This window comes from Haladaptatus sp. CMAA 1909 (genome assembly GCF_043952005.1).
Classification (GTDB): Archaea; Halobacteriota; Halobacteria; order Halobacteriales; family Haladaptataceae; genus Haladaptatus.
Genome location: NZ_JBIOAV010000007.1, coordinates 1 through 15,528 on the forward strand (window position 1 = coordinate 1; position 15,528 = coordinate 15,528).

Below are 15,528 nucleotides of genomic sequence, written 5' to 3' on the forward strand. Positions count from 1 at the left end.
AGGAACACGAGATGGACTGTTGGGAGGAGTACGTCGTCGGCTTTTACTTCCGACTTGCGCTCTTGCTTGCTATTATAGGAGCGATAGTACTCGCACTGGCAACGTGGTCCGGTGTTGTTGGAACGATTTTCGGTCAGGAGTACGAGTTATACTTCTACCTCCTCATCGTGATGACAATCGCGAGCCAATTCCAAGCCTATACTCGCCGAACGTTGATGGGATTCGGGTTGGAGCGCTACTCGGAACCGCTGAAAGTAGTACAACGCGTGACGTTCATCGTTGTTGCCTTACCGCTGGTGTACTATATGCGTCACCGCGGTATGCTTGAAATAGCTGTCCTTGGAGCGTTGGCGGGGAAGATCGCTGCGGCAACGATGGTAGCAGCCATTGGATTCGCCCTTATTATCAAAAGAACATCATTAAGGAGCTTCTTTCGCCCGACACCGGAGGACTTTCCCCGACGGCGGATGTTGGCATTTAATTCGCTATCTATTGTTCTCATTCTGCTCCTCATGTCGTTGTACCACGTTGACATCCTGATGCTACAGTTGATGTCGGGGAGCAACGAGCAAGTTGGATACTACCGTGCCGCGCTGAAGCTCGCGGAGTTCCTCTGGTTCATCCCGATGGCACTCCAGACGGTGTTCGTCCACTCCATGTCAGAACTGTGGTCGAATGGCAAAACCAAGCGTATCTCCGAATTGGCAGCGCGAACAACCCGCTACACATTCCTCCTGACCGGTGTGATGGGGTTGGGATTAGCAGCGCTTGCAAATATTGCCGTTCCGATTTACTTTGGGTCGGAGTACATGCCCGCGGTCATGCCACTACTCCTGTTGCTGCCAGGGTCGCTCGGATTCGCGGTCGCTCGCCCGATACTTGCCATCTCACAAGGGAAAGGTGATCTGAAATTCCCAATAATCGCAACGGGGACCGCAGCGGGTATGAACTTCATACTGAACTTCCTGCTCATTCCACAATTCGGAATGGAGGGAGCGGCCGTCTCGACGAGTATCGGTTACGGGTCGATGTTCGTGTTCCACCTCTGGAGCGCCAGAAAGGTCGGATTCAACCCGCTATCGGATGCCCGCCTTGGACGGGTTATAGGCACGACGATACTCTCTGCACCACCCATCTTCGTCCTCGCTCATCTCCTAAATATGCATCCCCTCATCGCAGGGTTCCACGTTCCACTTGCGCTCATTTTAGTCCCTCCACTTGGCCTCGGTGTTTTCGCCTTCTTTGCCTTTGCGACGGGCGCACTCGGCATCGGGGAAGTCTCCGAAACGCTATCCTCATTTCCCAGACCATTCGATTCGCCGGCTGAATTACTCCCAACCAAAATGAAAGAAGCAAAAATAACACCTGACTCGATGCAGAAGATGATGGTTGTCGCTGGTATCCTGCTGTTCGTCTCGGGAATCGGATACGCGTTCCTTGCCCCGGGAATCGGTGGACTCGATGGAAAGCCAGGATCGTCGATTAACGATACACAAACAATCACGAAGACGACAGTAACCGAAACAACGCACGGCACAACGTCGACTAAATCTGAAACCACTGAACAGCCGACGAAATCCACAACGAAAGAGACGGAAACACCGACTACGACGACCTCGAAGACGAATCCACCACCAGAAACCACAAAGACCACGACATCGCCATCGACCACAACGTCGGCTACGACGAGTACAACGATTACCAGCCCGCCACCGCAGACAACGAGTACGAGTCCACCTCCATCTACGACGACCTCATCAACGATCACAACTACGACACCATCGACCACGACAACAGCCAAATCCACAACTACAACGCCCTCAACCACGACAACAACTACAACACCCTCAACCACGACGACAGTCTCCACGATGGAAACCCAACCTACGACGACAACGAGTTCAGCCGGATCGGCCGCGGAAAGTACGACGACTACAACTACTACATCAAACATCGGGAGTACGTTGAATATGAATACCACATCCAACACAGGAACAACGTCGGATACAGGAACCGCGACGACGAATTCTACAGCGTCGATATAAGCAGTCAGGAGATACTCGGACTATCAGCCTGAACTTGGACGCATAGCGTGGACGGCAAAGGGAAGAGTTCCCAGGGACGATCAAATAGCGCAGGGAGAAGTCCCTTTTACGTCTATCGTACACGGAATGTCATACTCAAACAGATACCGGTTTCGAGACCTGCTTCTACGTAGAAGTTGTCATTAGTCAAGTGACTTGTTTTCCGAGAAGCAACATCGGTTTGAACGGGATGAGAAACAATAGACCTGGGTGAGAGAGATCACGGCAGAAAGGCTAAAACAACATACGAGACGGCCGGGGTCTGCAAGGTCTGGAGAACGATAGGGTTGCGTAACTGCTACGAAAAATGGGCGTGATTGGTAGTGCTCAGTAGTAAATCCGACTCATATTTTATATGTATATCTAATCTACATCCTGGTAATGGCAGAGTTCACGTTCCAAGGCAAGGAAGCAATCACGAAAGAAGTCACCAAAACCGGGACAGGAGCGCACGTCTTCGTCCCAAAAGAGTGGCTTGGTGAAGAAATCGCCATCATCCGCCTCGACCAAGACTAACCACTACAAATGGCATCCACACACCTCTCACTCCCGATACGATTACCGTTCGAGGAGCGAGAGCGTCACGGCCGATTTGACACGCTCACGACTCGCGTAGCGAACGCGCTCATCAAGCGATACTGGACGCCCGAACACCTTGAAGTGATTGACGACTACTCGTATCAGGCGTGGAAATACTTTGACGAAAATGAAGCGTTCGCTGACATCAAGTTGTATCTCCCGAGTCGGTACAAGCGGTGTGTGATGCAGAAAGTCGGAGAAACGATGCGGAGTCACGCTGACAAGCGTGAAGCGTTCCAATCCATCCAGTCCGTTCTCCCTGACCACAAGATTCGCCGTATTCACACCCGTCGAATCAAAGAACAACTCTGGGATTCAGAGGAATACCTCAAATCCGGGTATGTTGACTTGCTCATCGGGCAACTCAATTCCTACTACGGAAAGCACGGACGGTTCCCCGAATCGTATTTCGAGATGCAGGACTGCCCATCGTACTCGAAAGGCGTGTTGCCGTACTCCGCAGATGATGGCCCCACGAGTGGTCAAGCAGTGAAATACACATACGACGAAGACGCGGAGACACTTACGGTCAAACTCAAAACTCCAGACACACTCGCTCCCGAAACGCGAGGAGATTGGACGTGGACGGAACACACTCTCGAAGGCTACGAGGCGTTTCACGAACTGCTCGAACACGGTAGTCTTTCCGCACCCTCTTTCCAACCTGCTCAGACCAAAACCGGCGCTACGTACTACGAACTCTCGTTCCCAGTGGAAGTCGAACACCAAAAGAAACCAGACGACGTTGAAACCGTTTTAGCGATTGACGTGGGTCTCCGAAAAGACGCTACGGAAGTTGTCGTAAACGAAGATGGAGAACAACTCTCTGTCCCATATTTCATCCAGAATACGGGGCAAGATCGAATGCAGAATCTTGCTCGTGAACGCAATCAACTCAATTCCAAACTCGCGTATCTCCGTCGGCAGGGACGTGACCACACGGAATCGTTCACACACGTTCAGACGGAATACGAGCGCGTCAACAACAAGATTCGACACAAGCGCGAACAACTCGTTCACGACGTAGCCAATCAAGTCCTCGCACTCGCTCTCGTGTACGATGTGGACACCATCGTTCACGAAGACCTGCGGAGCCTATCGCCGCCCCGTGGAGAGGGACAACTTTCGTGGGAACTCTCCTCGTGGGCACGCCGAGAGATTAATGTTCTCGGTGTGGCTCGACGGGTCACACCACGAAGTCGCCCGACCACTTCCATGAGGTATGGCACGGTGGGCACTTCCGTTGTGACAACGCTCGGTGCGGCTTTCAAACCGACCGGGATTACGTTGGTGCGGTGAACGTGGCTCGAGTGTTTTTCAGCGACTCGGCAACGCTGGACTCTGGTTTCACGTCTTCCTATACGGGGGACTCTGAAATCGTGTCAGCAAGCCGTTCCGCTGGCCCGCGTCTCGCGTTCGGTAACGCGCCTGTTGCGTACATCGGACAGTCGAAAGCGGTGACTGCTGGTGGCGGGTCGTGCTTCATAGCGCCTGCTGTCACCCCGACAGAGACGAAAAACAACAATAGCAAACCTTCCGCATCAAGCCCAGTGATGCTTGGAGTGACCCGTTTTAACCGAGTCACTACCAATTGCTACCGAAAATAGGAACGGTCACGTCAATGTAATGGACTCATAGTGGTTCAGTGAACCAAAATCCTGTACCGCAATCCGAGTGGGAGAGAAGAAGAGACGCACGAGAGTCGCGTGGGGACGAACGAAGCGAATGACAGGTGTTGTCGCCCGAGGTTAGATGAGCATACCCTTGTCTTTTAAATCGGTGAGAGTAACCACTTCGACGTTCTGGTTCTTGATGTACTTCAGGATATTCTCGAACTTCTTTTCAGGAATTCCGTCCTGTCCACCAATTTTGTGAAACAGAAGCGGCGACAGCTGTTTGTACCGGGCAGCGTGGTCAATCTTCTGTTTGACGCTCTTGAGATCAGATGTTCCCATCCGCGACAGGATAGTATCCTTCTTGATAACAGGGACTGCATTCGGCGACGCCCCGAACGAGAGCGTCACGTCGAAGTACTTCTGTGCGAGGTTGAACGTGTTTGGACCGACCACGTTCTTCGGCACGGCCATGTACTTGTGACCATCGTAGCCGTACCTCTTAAGCCACTGCTGTGACTCTTTCATGAGTTTTTCCTGCTCTGTCTTCGAACGTTCGTTCATCGGCGTCGCCTGTGTGTTCGGGTGGCAGATCATGTCCCACCCGTTCTTTACCATCTTGTTCATCTGCGTCCGGTTGAGGAACCCATCGTCGAAGATAGCATCCGTAATGATGGCGTCGACGCCGGAGAAACCGTACTTCTGCATCATCTTGAACGCTTTCGTGTACTGCGATTCGAGGCCGTCGTCGAACGAGAGCATCACCATTCCCTTCTCCGGTGCAGGCACCGTCTTCAGATCGTCCACGTAGAACTCAACGGGCCTGTTCGTGTTGGGGTCCGTCGAGCGGCCAAGGATGCGGATTTCGTACACCTGCGACAGGTCAACCTTTTTCGGGTCCATATCACTGGTGACACCGAGATTAACACGAACCCACTTTCCTTTTGGTCCATAGAGTGTTCGTTTCATCTCAACGATATGACCGCGGTCTGGCGCATACAGTTGGACACCGATTTTTACGAAATCATGTGAAGTACATTTAAATGCGATGGAGAGGTTCTTGTTGCTGAAGTCGGCAGGATTTGAACCAAAGTTGACGCGGTGTATCATCCCTTGCTTCGTCTGCTTGCTCCCAACGACATGAGCGGACTGGGAACCTTCGTACTTCATCTTCGTACTCTTCTTGAGGTTACCCTGTCCATCGACAGCACTCCACGCACCGAGCTTCTCAAAGTCCTCAAAGGTTTGTGGACCAGACGGTGCCTCATTGTTCCCACCCTTCGTCGTTGTCTCCTCGCTATTATCGTTGGTAGTGGTGGAGGTGGTAGACGTTCCAGCACTTCTGTTTTCGGTGGTGCTGCTCGTCGTCGAGGAACTCTCTTTACCGGTACCGGCACATCCAGCAAGGCCAGTTATACCGGCTGCTCCGACCGTTGTCAGAAACGTGCGTCGTGTCTGTCGTCTCATTGCTACCATATCTAAACAGACATAGGTATTTTCTTATATGGCGCTTAAGAGTACAATGCCAACGATTGTGTATGTGAGAAATCGGGGGTCAAAACATCGTTTACAACGTTTCCAACAGAGGGAAAACGAGGAGGGAATGAACTAGGCACCCGATAATTAATATGTAGGGTTGTATGGAGTGTTTTGATGGCGTCAGATAAGCAAAATCGAAGCATTACTAGTCGTAGAACCTATCTTAAACTCACTGGATCAATCATAGCATCGGCCTCGATTATGGGGTCAGCCGCTGGGGATAAGTCCGATTATGAAGATCAATACGAGACAGTTATTGACATTACAGAGGTCGGTGCGGATGACGAAGGAAACGAGTCAATAACGCCGATACTAGAAGAACACGCGGACGACAACACGCTGCTCTATTTCCCCTCCGGACGATATTACATGGACGACCAGTTCCGTTTTACCGGGTTCAACAACTTCGGAATGGTGGGAGACGATGCGGAACTCGTTCCTGCAAGCTATGACGACTTTGACGAGGGTGGCGACGGGAACTATCGTCTCTTCCGAATGGGAGTTGATTACGATCCTGGGAAAGACCTCCGGATCGAGGGATTCACCGTCGACCAGAGCGCAGACAACACAGGTATTCGTGTCATCGAAGCTGCAGTCGACGACGGCCTCGTGGTTCGAGACATAGAAATCGTCGGGCAACACGACAGCGGGACGTGGGGTCCAGGACGATTCGTCATTACCGACTCTGACGGTGAGGGACTTGTCGAGAACTTCAGCGCATCCGACGGTGCTGTATGGGAGGGGAATGCACCAAGTGATGCGCTGTGGCGTGGTCCGACCGGGATCATCTCGAACAACAACAAAGGGACGCTGACCTTCCGCGACTGCATTCTCGGAAGCTTCCCAGACAACGGCCTGTACGCTGCACACGGATCCGGTTCGATTCAGATCGAGGGTGGCCGCTTTGAGGATAGTCTGGGTGCGAACGTCCGCCTTGGTGGCAACAGCAGCTACATTGAAGACGCGGACATCATCGTTAGTGAACAGGATTCCCACGGTATCGCCCAGCGTGGTATTCGCTTAGAAGAAGGAACTGACCTCGTTGTACGGAACGTTGAGATCCAGACGAGCGTCGAAATGAGCCCCGCTATCTGGGTTACGAATGGTGCAGACGACACAACCGTCGTCGACTCGACCATCACAACCCGAGCTGATGGCCCAGGGACAGCAATCTCTATTCGAGAATCATCGGGTCGGGTAGAGATCAAGCAGACTACCGTTGACCACGAGACCGACGGTGGACCAGCCATCAAAATCAAGCAGGGTGACAAACCTGCTACCCTTGAGAACGTTACCGTTGTCGGAAGCGCACCAACCAATGGCACTCGGAGTGCAATCCAGAACGGTCGTGACAATTCTGAGTTCCGTAACATCAGGGTCGATCACGGGGGGGGAGAGGGTCGACGTGCACTGATGAACACAGCAAACAACGTTGTAATCTACGAAGGGGATTATGTCTCCGAAGACAACGCAATCGTCGAGAGCGGCACCGGAACGTTGATCGAAAACGTCTCGGCACTTGCGCGCAGCGGCAACGCAGGACTTCGCATCACGGACGACGCCGAAGACGTGACAGTCACGGATTCTCATATCGGTAACGGTATCGACGACAACAGTTCGGACGGATATGACGGCGGCAATAACAGTTCGGAGTACGACGGTGGCGACGACAACGACGGGGATGCAGGCGACGGTGCCGATGGTAATTCTGGCGATGGTTCAGATGGCGGCAACGATGGTAGTTCAGGCGATGATTCTGACAGCGGTTCAGACGACGGCTCCGATAGCGGTTCAGGCGATGATTCTGACAGCGGTTCGGACGATGGCTCCGATAGCGGTTCAGACGACGACTCTGACAGCGATTCTGACGACAACAGCGGTGGTAGCGTCTGTAGATTCCGGTGACCGAACAACGACTACAAACTACCCCGACCAACTTACTTCGTGCGTTGAGGATGAGTATCTCTGTTTCGGTGACACGCTTTGCAGGCACGACCGTGTCCGTAAGCACAGTCGCCAGGGGCTCCATTCGGAACATTCTATCGACGTTGAAAAGACCGTCAGAGTTGAATTTCTGTTACGCTATCATCCACTGGTCTGACGTCTCGGGTTGTTAGGAATGAAACTGGACCGCGCGAATATGATACGCATCCGATCGCTCACTGAGCCGTTCAATCCTGAACCCATGGTCGCGAAGATACTCTTCAATTTCCTCAGTTGACGTTCCATACTCCGCACTGAGATTGTGGTGGAGTTCCACATAGACAACGCGAACGTCAGCAAGTCGTTCACCAAACCCCTTAAGTACTTGCAGTTCCGCACCTTCTACGTCGATTTTGAGGATATCCGGTGCAGGATATCGACCCTCCTCGATTAGTGTCTCGCCCCGGAATACCTCTATTTCAAGTTCACCATCCTGGGAAAGCGCGTGTTTACCCTCGCCGTAATTGTGACCCTTGATCGCGAGCAGCCCAAAACCATCCTCGTCTGAGAGCGCGACTTCTGCGACATTCCACTGGCTCACAGGAATATTCGCAGAAAGATTGAGGCGAAGTCGAGCCGTGTTTGTCGGCATTGGTTCGAAGGCGATGACCAACCCGCTCTCGAGACATTTCCCGACAAAACAGGTATGTGTTCCAATATTCGCTCCAATATCGTACACGACGTCCGATTCGCGAACGTCGTCTAACAGGGATTCGATGACAGCTTGTTCGCCGACAAGCGACGTCACCCGAGAATATTCGGTTCGAGAGTCAGTGGAGAACTCGACCGCCATTCCTCCGATGGTCACCGAAACCGACCAGTGGTGGACTGCGAGAATAGAATGCCAGTAGAGTGTCGAAATCGCGGGTGCGATTCCCACCCGTTTACAAAGATTCCATAGGCGGCTTTGAGCGGCCCATCGCTCCAGATGACCCATACCACACACCTCGAGAGTAGAGTTATAAAGATATATCATCGATTATTGGCTTTGAAACGTGGGTGAATCGCCTTAATAGTCGTATAATAAAGCATCGAACGGACCCTTCGTCAAGGATATCGATATATTTACAAACAAAGAAAATTGAATTTAAGTGCTTAATTTAAAATATTAATTGGAAAACACCAGCATATTATAATCGGATTTAGTATAGTACAATTGAATTAGTATTTGATTTATTAAAGATGATCGCTATGAGCGATTTGATATTCGGCCTGAAAAAGCATCATGAATTATTAGAAGAATATCCATTTCAGATAACGCTACCCATTTACTGAATCAGTCTATCCACTATCTCCTAGGAAGACGCCAAGCAACCTTTCCCCACTTATCCGCTCATAGAGAGATTGCCGATGGTCGAGTCAGGATCTGCGATGCGTTTCGGATGTTGACAAGTAGGTTTCAATGTGTGCAAACCACTTCAGAGATTCCTAAACACAATTTTATTGATATTATACTGTGTATAGTTAACCGTCGTTGACCCAATAGGTAATAGTAGAGCCAACCGTGACACGAGCGAGAGAAGAAAGCATGAGACTAAATCGGCGAGCAATCCGATACTGCCGTGGCACGGAGCGACCGCCAGCTAACCCAATGGAGGCGCACGAATGATGAACAAAGAGATATTTGGTGTCTTTAGTGACCGAGATGATTTCGAACAATTCCGTTCTGAGCGGGAATTCGATGACATCGTGACGAGTGACGTCGGGACCGTCGGTATCCGAGATACGGGGCTTGGGATTCCAGGACGGAGCGCTTCGTACTCCGGAGAACTCGGGTCGTGTATTATTTGGGGCGAGGCATATCCAAACAAGCGAGGGTGGTCCGAACCTGCGCGGTGGCTGTTAGAGCAGTACGCGGAGAAGGGAACGGACGCGATCCGCTCGCTTAACGGGTCCTATCTGGCGTTTATCGAATACGACGGAGAGCCGATTATCCTCACCGACACGATCCGATCGTGGGAGTGTTTCTACACCGACGATCCTGGCATTCGAGTGTTCGGGTCCGACGCAGCGGAAGTCGCAAAAACCATTGACAACCCGACGATGCATCGACAGTCCGTAGGCGAATTCCTTCACATGGGTGTCGTCCTCGGCGACAAGACACTGTTTCATGAACTGCATCGCGCACCGTTCGACGGCTACCTGACCGCAGAGGAAGCGAGTGAACTCGATCGATTCGTCTACAATGAACAAGAGATGGACTACGCGAGCGAACTCGCGGAGCGGATGCAGCGCGCGATTCGGCTCCGATCGCACCAGCCGGGCAAGAAAGGATTGTTGCTGTCGGCGGGATACGATTCACGGACATTATTATCCCAGTTACCTGACCTTGACCACACGTACACTGTTGGAATGCCGAACGCACAGGAAGTAAAAGTCGCCCGTCGCTTGGCGAAACAGTACGGTGTGGACCATACGACGCTGGTAACAAACGACCGGTACATAATGCCCGGAGAGCAGAAAGTGCGTGACACACAGGGAATTAAAGAGTCCATTCACATTCATCACGCAGGCTACAACAGCGAGATGGAAGTGGATACAATGTATCATGCCTTGCTGTTCGACACGCTCCTGAAGGGATTCGGCCATAAGCGAACAGAGGTGGAGCTGTTCGGAAAGAAGGTTCCGACCAAGAAATTGGAGGAGAATCCCGATCCAATCGAGGCTTCACTGGACAACTTCGGTTATCTCCCCAAGCGGAGCCAGAAGGTCGCGAATAAGTATACTTCCGACTCGGACGCTGCTGGGGAATTCGTTCGCCAAGCCATCACCGCAGAATTCGATCGTTGTTGGAGCCGAACCGATTCCGTGCAGAACGCCCTATCACTATTCAGCATTCGTAATCAGCCAACAATTCCGTCCCGGACACACCTTGCAGATAATTACCTCGAATCGTTCATTGCCGCTGACACAGAACTGCTGGAGTGGCACCTGCAGACGCCACCGGAATATCGGAACACGTCGACGCTCATTCGGGCAATTCGGCAGTTGGATGAGGATATGTTCCGTCACCGTCCCCCAGACCGCCCGTACACCTCAACGCTGCTGTCCGAAATCGAGCAGTTTGCGCGACGGAAGCTTCCACTCATCACGGAGTTCCAACCGGCGTGGCCCGACCGGCAGAAGGTGTACGACCGCTACAACTTGGATCAGCGGTTGTTCCCGGAAAACAAGACGATTCACGACCTTCCGTCACGTCACAAGCTTCGTATCAACGATATGGTTGGCTGGGTCGCTCAGTGTTCGGAGAACATGGTCGACCCGACGGACGTTCTATACATGCCGAATGAACCGAACACGAGCAGTAAAGCAGGGTCAAAACGACGTGGAGCTGGCGAGGTACCGTCGGAAAACTGATTAGCAGCCGTATAATAAAACCCGGTCCGGCCGATTTTTAGTGCAATGAGTACGAATAGCCGCTGGTGGTTTCTCGATCTTGTGTTAGTGCTCATGCTAACCGTTATCGGAGGAATCGTCGCATATGCTGAACTCGGCGGACGATTGCGTGTTGTCTTCGTGCTTCCACTCGTTGTATTTCTCCCAGGATACGTGCTTATGTCGGCACTGTTTCCGGGAAGTGACGAAGACAAAGAACGGACGTTTGGAACGGGAAACGACGATGCAAAATATGCAGTCGGTGGCCCCGAGCGAGTCGCGCTCTCCGCAGCGCTGAGCGTTGCCATCGTTCCGATGATAGCCGCACTCTCCAGCTTCACACCGTGGGGCGTTCGAGTACATCCAATTCTGTACGGAATCGTCGGATTTACCCTGATATTCACTCTGATAGCATTCGCCCGACGAATACGCGTACCAGCCGGACGGCGATACTCTCCCGGCGTTCCGAGAGTGTTGTTCAGTCCACGTGGGCACTCGAACCAAGGTCTGACTGTGGCACTGAATGTCGGGATTGTCATCAGTGTCATCCTACTTGCGTCAACTCTGGGTTTCGCGATACTCAATCCACCACAGGGAGAGGCGTTCACTGAATTCTACATGAACACGAACAAAGTGAACGACCAAACAAATACGCTGTACAATACGAACCTCGCTGAGGAGGGTGTGACAGCCAACATTCACAGTCACGAACGGAAACGAATGGACTACACAGTTGTTGCCGTCATCGAGCGGGTCGAAGGAGGGAGTGTCACCGAGCGGTCTCAGTTTGCCAAAGAGCAGATCACCGTCAACGCAGGGGAGAAAAAGCAGGTGAAGCTCACCGGAGACCCAGCGTTCACCGGCGATAACGTTCGTGTTCGTCTACTCCTCTACAAGGGGTCCGCCTCGGGAGAACCGTATCGTATGACGCGTGCCTGGGTCTCCTCGGGGAGCGCACCCACAAATCAAGCAAGCTCAATCGACGAGGGCCAGAGGTCCGACAGCGGTGAAGAGTCCGACGATGGTGGGGACAACGGCCAAGAGACGACACAACGACAGACGGCCGAACAGCAGACAACAGAGCAACGACAGACGACGAGCCAGCAAACGACCCAACGCCAGACGACACAGCGTCAAACAACGACGATTTCGCAACCAACATCGACAACGATCACGACAACAGCAGCGGGAACGGCGTCAACGACTACCACGACGGCAGCAGGAACGACATCGACAGGTACCACTACCACAACGACCACCGACGATGGCGGCTTCTTCTCGTGAAGTTCAGGGACGAGAACTGAGCGCCGCCAGACGTGAATGGGTTTCTTTTCTTGTCGACACATCCGGAATTCTTCACGGGAATATGCTATCCCATATTCAGTTTGAATACTCGCCGTACTATGGAGTGTAGCCGCTGTCAAACCAAACGTGAGTGAAAGAAGAAATAAACTGAGTTATCCGTACTGAGAACAGACGCGATGAACACCCCCCTCGAAGTTGATTTCGGGTTTTCGACGTACACCAGAACCACGTCAGTACCAAGCTATTCGTTGATGTACTCGACGACGGTGTTGAAGTCGTAACACTCCCCCGTGCCGAGGTTATAGAAGTCAGTCAGTTTGCTCTCGGCCGCGAGTTCGGGGCCGCTGATGATATCCGAGACGTACGTAAAGTCCCGCGTTTGACTGCCGTCACCGTAGATATCTGGCGAGTTACCGTGCACTATGTCGCCGTGACCTGGGCAATAATGTTAGCAAACTCTCCCTTGTGTTCTTCCGTACCACCGTAGCCCTGATACACAGAGAAAAATCGCATCCCGGCTATGTTCATGCCGTAGCGGTGGACAAAATATTCGGCGTAGCGTTCCGGTCCAGTTTGGACGCTTCGTTGCCCGTGTGAGCTCCCACGTCCATATCTTCCGGCGATGGTTCCATTCGGCTACTGTAAATCGAGGAGGTCGTCGCGTAGACGACAGAATCACAGCCATCCTCTCGCGCTTGCTCGACGGCGTTGACGAATCCCTCCACATTCACCCAGACACCCTTCGTCGGGTTTTCCTCGTGCATCGCGTAGGACGACAACGCGGCGAAGTGAAAAACGACGCCCACATCCGTTGAGGTGTCTTCGAGAACGCTTCGTTGATAAAACTCAACCGCCTCGGTGAGATTGTCCGCAGTCCCGAGATAACTGCCATCGATCGCGGTGACCTCGTTCTCCTCGGCGAGATAATTCGCGAGATTCGAGCTGATAAATCCGGGACCGACGGTAACTAGAATACGTTGTCCTTCTATGGAGAGTCATGCAAGAGAAAGGGATCATCTTATCTTGCCTTATATCGTCCGGTTAGCACAAAGCATCACGTCACCGTTGTTGTAGAGGATGCTCTGGTCGGGGCGACAGATCTGTTGCTGTGACACCTGCCGGCGAACAGGGACGCTAGCAGTCGTTTGGTTCCCATCCACCATCACGTGTTTCACGAGGAGGAACTTGGGTGTCCCCGTAGATTGATACCGTCGGTAGACGGTGATGGAATGGTTCGTCGGCCCGTCCCTATTGTCAGCGGAGAGGTTGGCCGCCGAGGCAGGATATGACCCCGTTCTTGTAAACACCGTCTGATAGGGATGATCTGTATGGAGTACCTTACTTTGTGAGACCGAGTCGGGTGAGCCGGTCATATCCGATATGGTGTAAACCGCCGCAACCTCGGAGTTTGTGTACGTCAAGCGTGCCTGCTCGTCCTTGAATACCGGGCTGTCGATAGCACCGTGACTGGACATCACCATCACGCTCGGATAGAGAAGCGCGACAACGAGCAGTGCAGCCACAACGACATTCCTATTGAGATTATGAACTAGATAGCCAACACCGAGGGCAGCAAGGATAGCCATCGGTGCGTAAAGGAACGCGAACCATCGCTGCGGGATGAAGTTACGAATTCCGAACATTGGCAATCCGAGGGTAAATCCAGTCATCACGACGGTCGCGAACAAGAGCGTGAACACCGCATGTGAGATGCGCTTTCGGCGCAAGACATACAGACAGCCGATGACCGTCAGGCCGAAGAGGATGAGGTATCCCATTACATCGACATACATCGCCACTTTCTGCATGAGAGTCGGGGCTGGAAGAGAGATATACTGGGAATTATTGCTCGCGAGGTTCAATAGGCCCGCACTCGACACCAGCGTCTCTTCAAGATATAATAGCACGGTTTTGAGGAACGAGTTCCCATTATAAGGGGTGAATGACCACATGAAGGTGATAAGCCCTACGTCAAAGGCGAGCAGTCCCGCGAGGTTGACCGGTTCCAGTGTCCGGTAAACACCTGGCCGTCGGGCTGTCGTCTGGAAAAGCCCCAGTTTGAGAACGAACTGGGCGAGAAGACCTGAGAACAGGACGACAAGCATGATGAACGTCGATACTTGATGAGTCAAAATGATGGCAATCGAGAGGAACACGAGTAGGCCGAAGTCCTGTGCGTTGTACTCCAGCCGCATGATGCGGAGGAGTGCATATATGATGGCAGCGAAGAACAACAGTCCGTGGCTCGTCGGAATGATATGTATTCCCCACTCAATAAAATAGTCACCGACGGAGTAAAGCATCGCCGCGAACACCGCCCAGCGCACAGGGACGAGTAGTTTCGTCGCTCCATAGACAAACAGAATTGTCATTGGAAAGACCACACCGATAGAAAGGTACAACGCGTTACGAAGCGATACGTCGTACAACATTGCCGCAGACGCAACAAGTAGATGGAATAGCGGTGCTGCAATGTGTTTGTTCCCGTTCATCGCGGAGAGAGAGTGCTGTTCGAGTACACCCCCAGCCAACTGAGTCATGTGAGTCCAAATGTCAATACCTATATATGACGGTGTGGTATACATCGCCATGAGTCGGATGACGAACGCGAGAGCAAGAATCTGTATTAGCAAAAGCGACGGGAGAAGATCCTCTTCGTCCACAAACAGGATTTGGAGGATGATGAGCGTCCCCGTTGCACCCGAAAGCAGGTGAAACAGAAGGGAACGCTCGCCCGTGTACAGTGCGATGACAACCATTGCGGTCATCATCACGAAGCATATGCTCGGCAGGGCTTGGGTAACTATCCGCGAAAGAGACGGATAGGCGTGCATCGTCTCGCGGTCGTTACGAACGGCGAGCAGATAGAGTCCGCACCCCAATCCGAGGACGATGGGTATCGTCGTGATGTACACCTGCGAAGCGAAAAACCGCAGTGGAAACAGCCCGAGAGCAATAATAAGGCCAATAATCGCGGCATCGACGTCGAACCGTCGCTGACGTAGCCAGCTCTCCATTCTCCCGGACATTAGTACCTCCGTTTGTCGAGT

The 15,528-nt window shown here is 52.5% G+C and carries 9 protein-coding genes and 1 pseudogene; 6 read left to right on the top strand and 4 right to left on the bottom strand.

Annotated features, from left to right (window positions below):
- The 3 genes from ACGYLY_RS27870 to ACGYLY_RS27880 all read left to right on the top strand — a co-directional run.
- Positions 1-2,045: polysaccharide biosynthesis C-terminal domain-containing protein (locus ACGYLY_RS27870; RefSeq protein WP_395291317.1), on the top strand; the 2,045-nt coding region annotated here is incomplete at its 5' end.
- 420 nt (positions 2,046-2,465) lie between these two features.
- Positions 2,466-2,600: a DUF2080 family transposase-associated protein gene (locus tag ACGYLY_RS27875; protein ID WP_395286071.1), complete on the top strand. Its 135-nt coding sequence runs from the start codon at positions 2,466-2,468 to the stop codon at positions 2,598-2,600.
- Positions 2,601-2,609: 9 nt separating this feature from the next.
- Positions 2,610-3,962 carry a transposase gene (locus ACGYLY_RS27880; protein ID WP_395286070.1) on the top strand — a complete coding sequence of 451 codons (1,353 nt, stop codon included), beginning with the start codon at positions 2,610-2,612 and terminating at the stop codon, positions 3,960-3,962.
- A gap of 449 nt (positions 3,963-4,411) precedes the next feature.
- Here ACGYLY_RS27880 and ACGYLY_RS27885 read toward each other — a convergent pair whose 3' ends face one another.
- Positions 4,412-5,743 carry a polysaccharide deacetylase family protein gene (locus ACGYLY_RS27885; protein ID WP_395286069.1) on the bottom strand — a complete coding sequence of 444 codons (1,332 nt, stop codon included), beginning with the start codon at positions 5,741-5,743 and terminating at the stop codon, positions 4,412-4,414.
- Positions 5,744-6,016: 273 nt separating this feature from the next.
- Here ACGYLY_RS27885 and ACGYLY_RS27890 point away from each other — a divergent pair, with 273 nt between their 5' ends.
- Positions 6,017-7,720, top strand: a complete 1,704-nt coding sequence (locus ACGYLY_RS27890) for a hypothetical protein (protein ID WP_395286068.1) — start codon at positions 6,017-6,019, stop codon at positions 7,718-7,720.
- A 208-nt stretch (positions 7,721-7,928) separates the two neighbouring features.
- On the opposite strand, the gene ACGYLY_RS27895 is transcribed toward ACGYLY_RS27890, so the two are convergent.
- Positions 7,929-8,591, bottom strand: a complete 663-nt coding sequence (locus ACGYLY_RS27895) for an FkbM family methyltransferase (RefSeq protein ID WP_395286067.1) — start codon at positions 8,589-8,591, stop codon at positions 7,929-7,931.
- Between the two features lie 896 nt (positions 8,592-9,487).
- Here ACGYLY_RS27895 and ACGYLY_RS27900 point away from each other — a divergent pair.
- Together ACGYLY_RS27900 and ACGYLY_RS27905 are read left to right on the top strand one after the other, a co-directional pair.
- Positions 9,488-11,155: an asparagine synthase-related protein gene (locus ACGYLY_RS27900; protein ID WP_395286066.1), complete on the top strand. Its 1,668-nt coding sequence runs from the start codon at positions 9,488-9,490 to the stop codon at positions 11,153-11,155.
- Between the two features lie 93 nt (positions 11,156-11,248).
- Complete coding sequence (locus ACGYLY_RS27905) at positions 11,249-12,457, top strand: DUF1616 domain-containing protein (protein WP_395291320.1); 1,209 nt, start codon at positions 11,249-11,251, stop codon at positions 12,455-12,457.
- Positions 12,458-12,722: 265 nt separating this feature from the next.
- Here the strand turns inward: ACGYLY_RS27905 and ACGYLY_RS27910 are convergent.
- Positions 12,723-13,467 (bottom strand): annotated as a pseudogene (locus tag ACGYLY_RS27910) (NAD-dependent epimerase/dehydratase family protein); the annotation flags it as partial.
- 39 nt (positions 13,468-13,506) lie between these two features.
- Entirely contained in the window at positions 13,507-15,507 is a 2,001-nt protein-coding gene (locus ACGYLY_RS27915) for a hypothetical protein (protein ID WP_395286064.1), read from the bottom strand.
- Between the last annotated feature and the right edge of the window lie 21 nt (positions 15,508-15,528).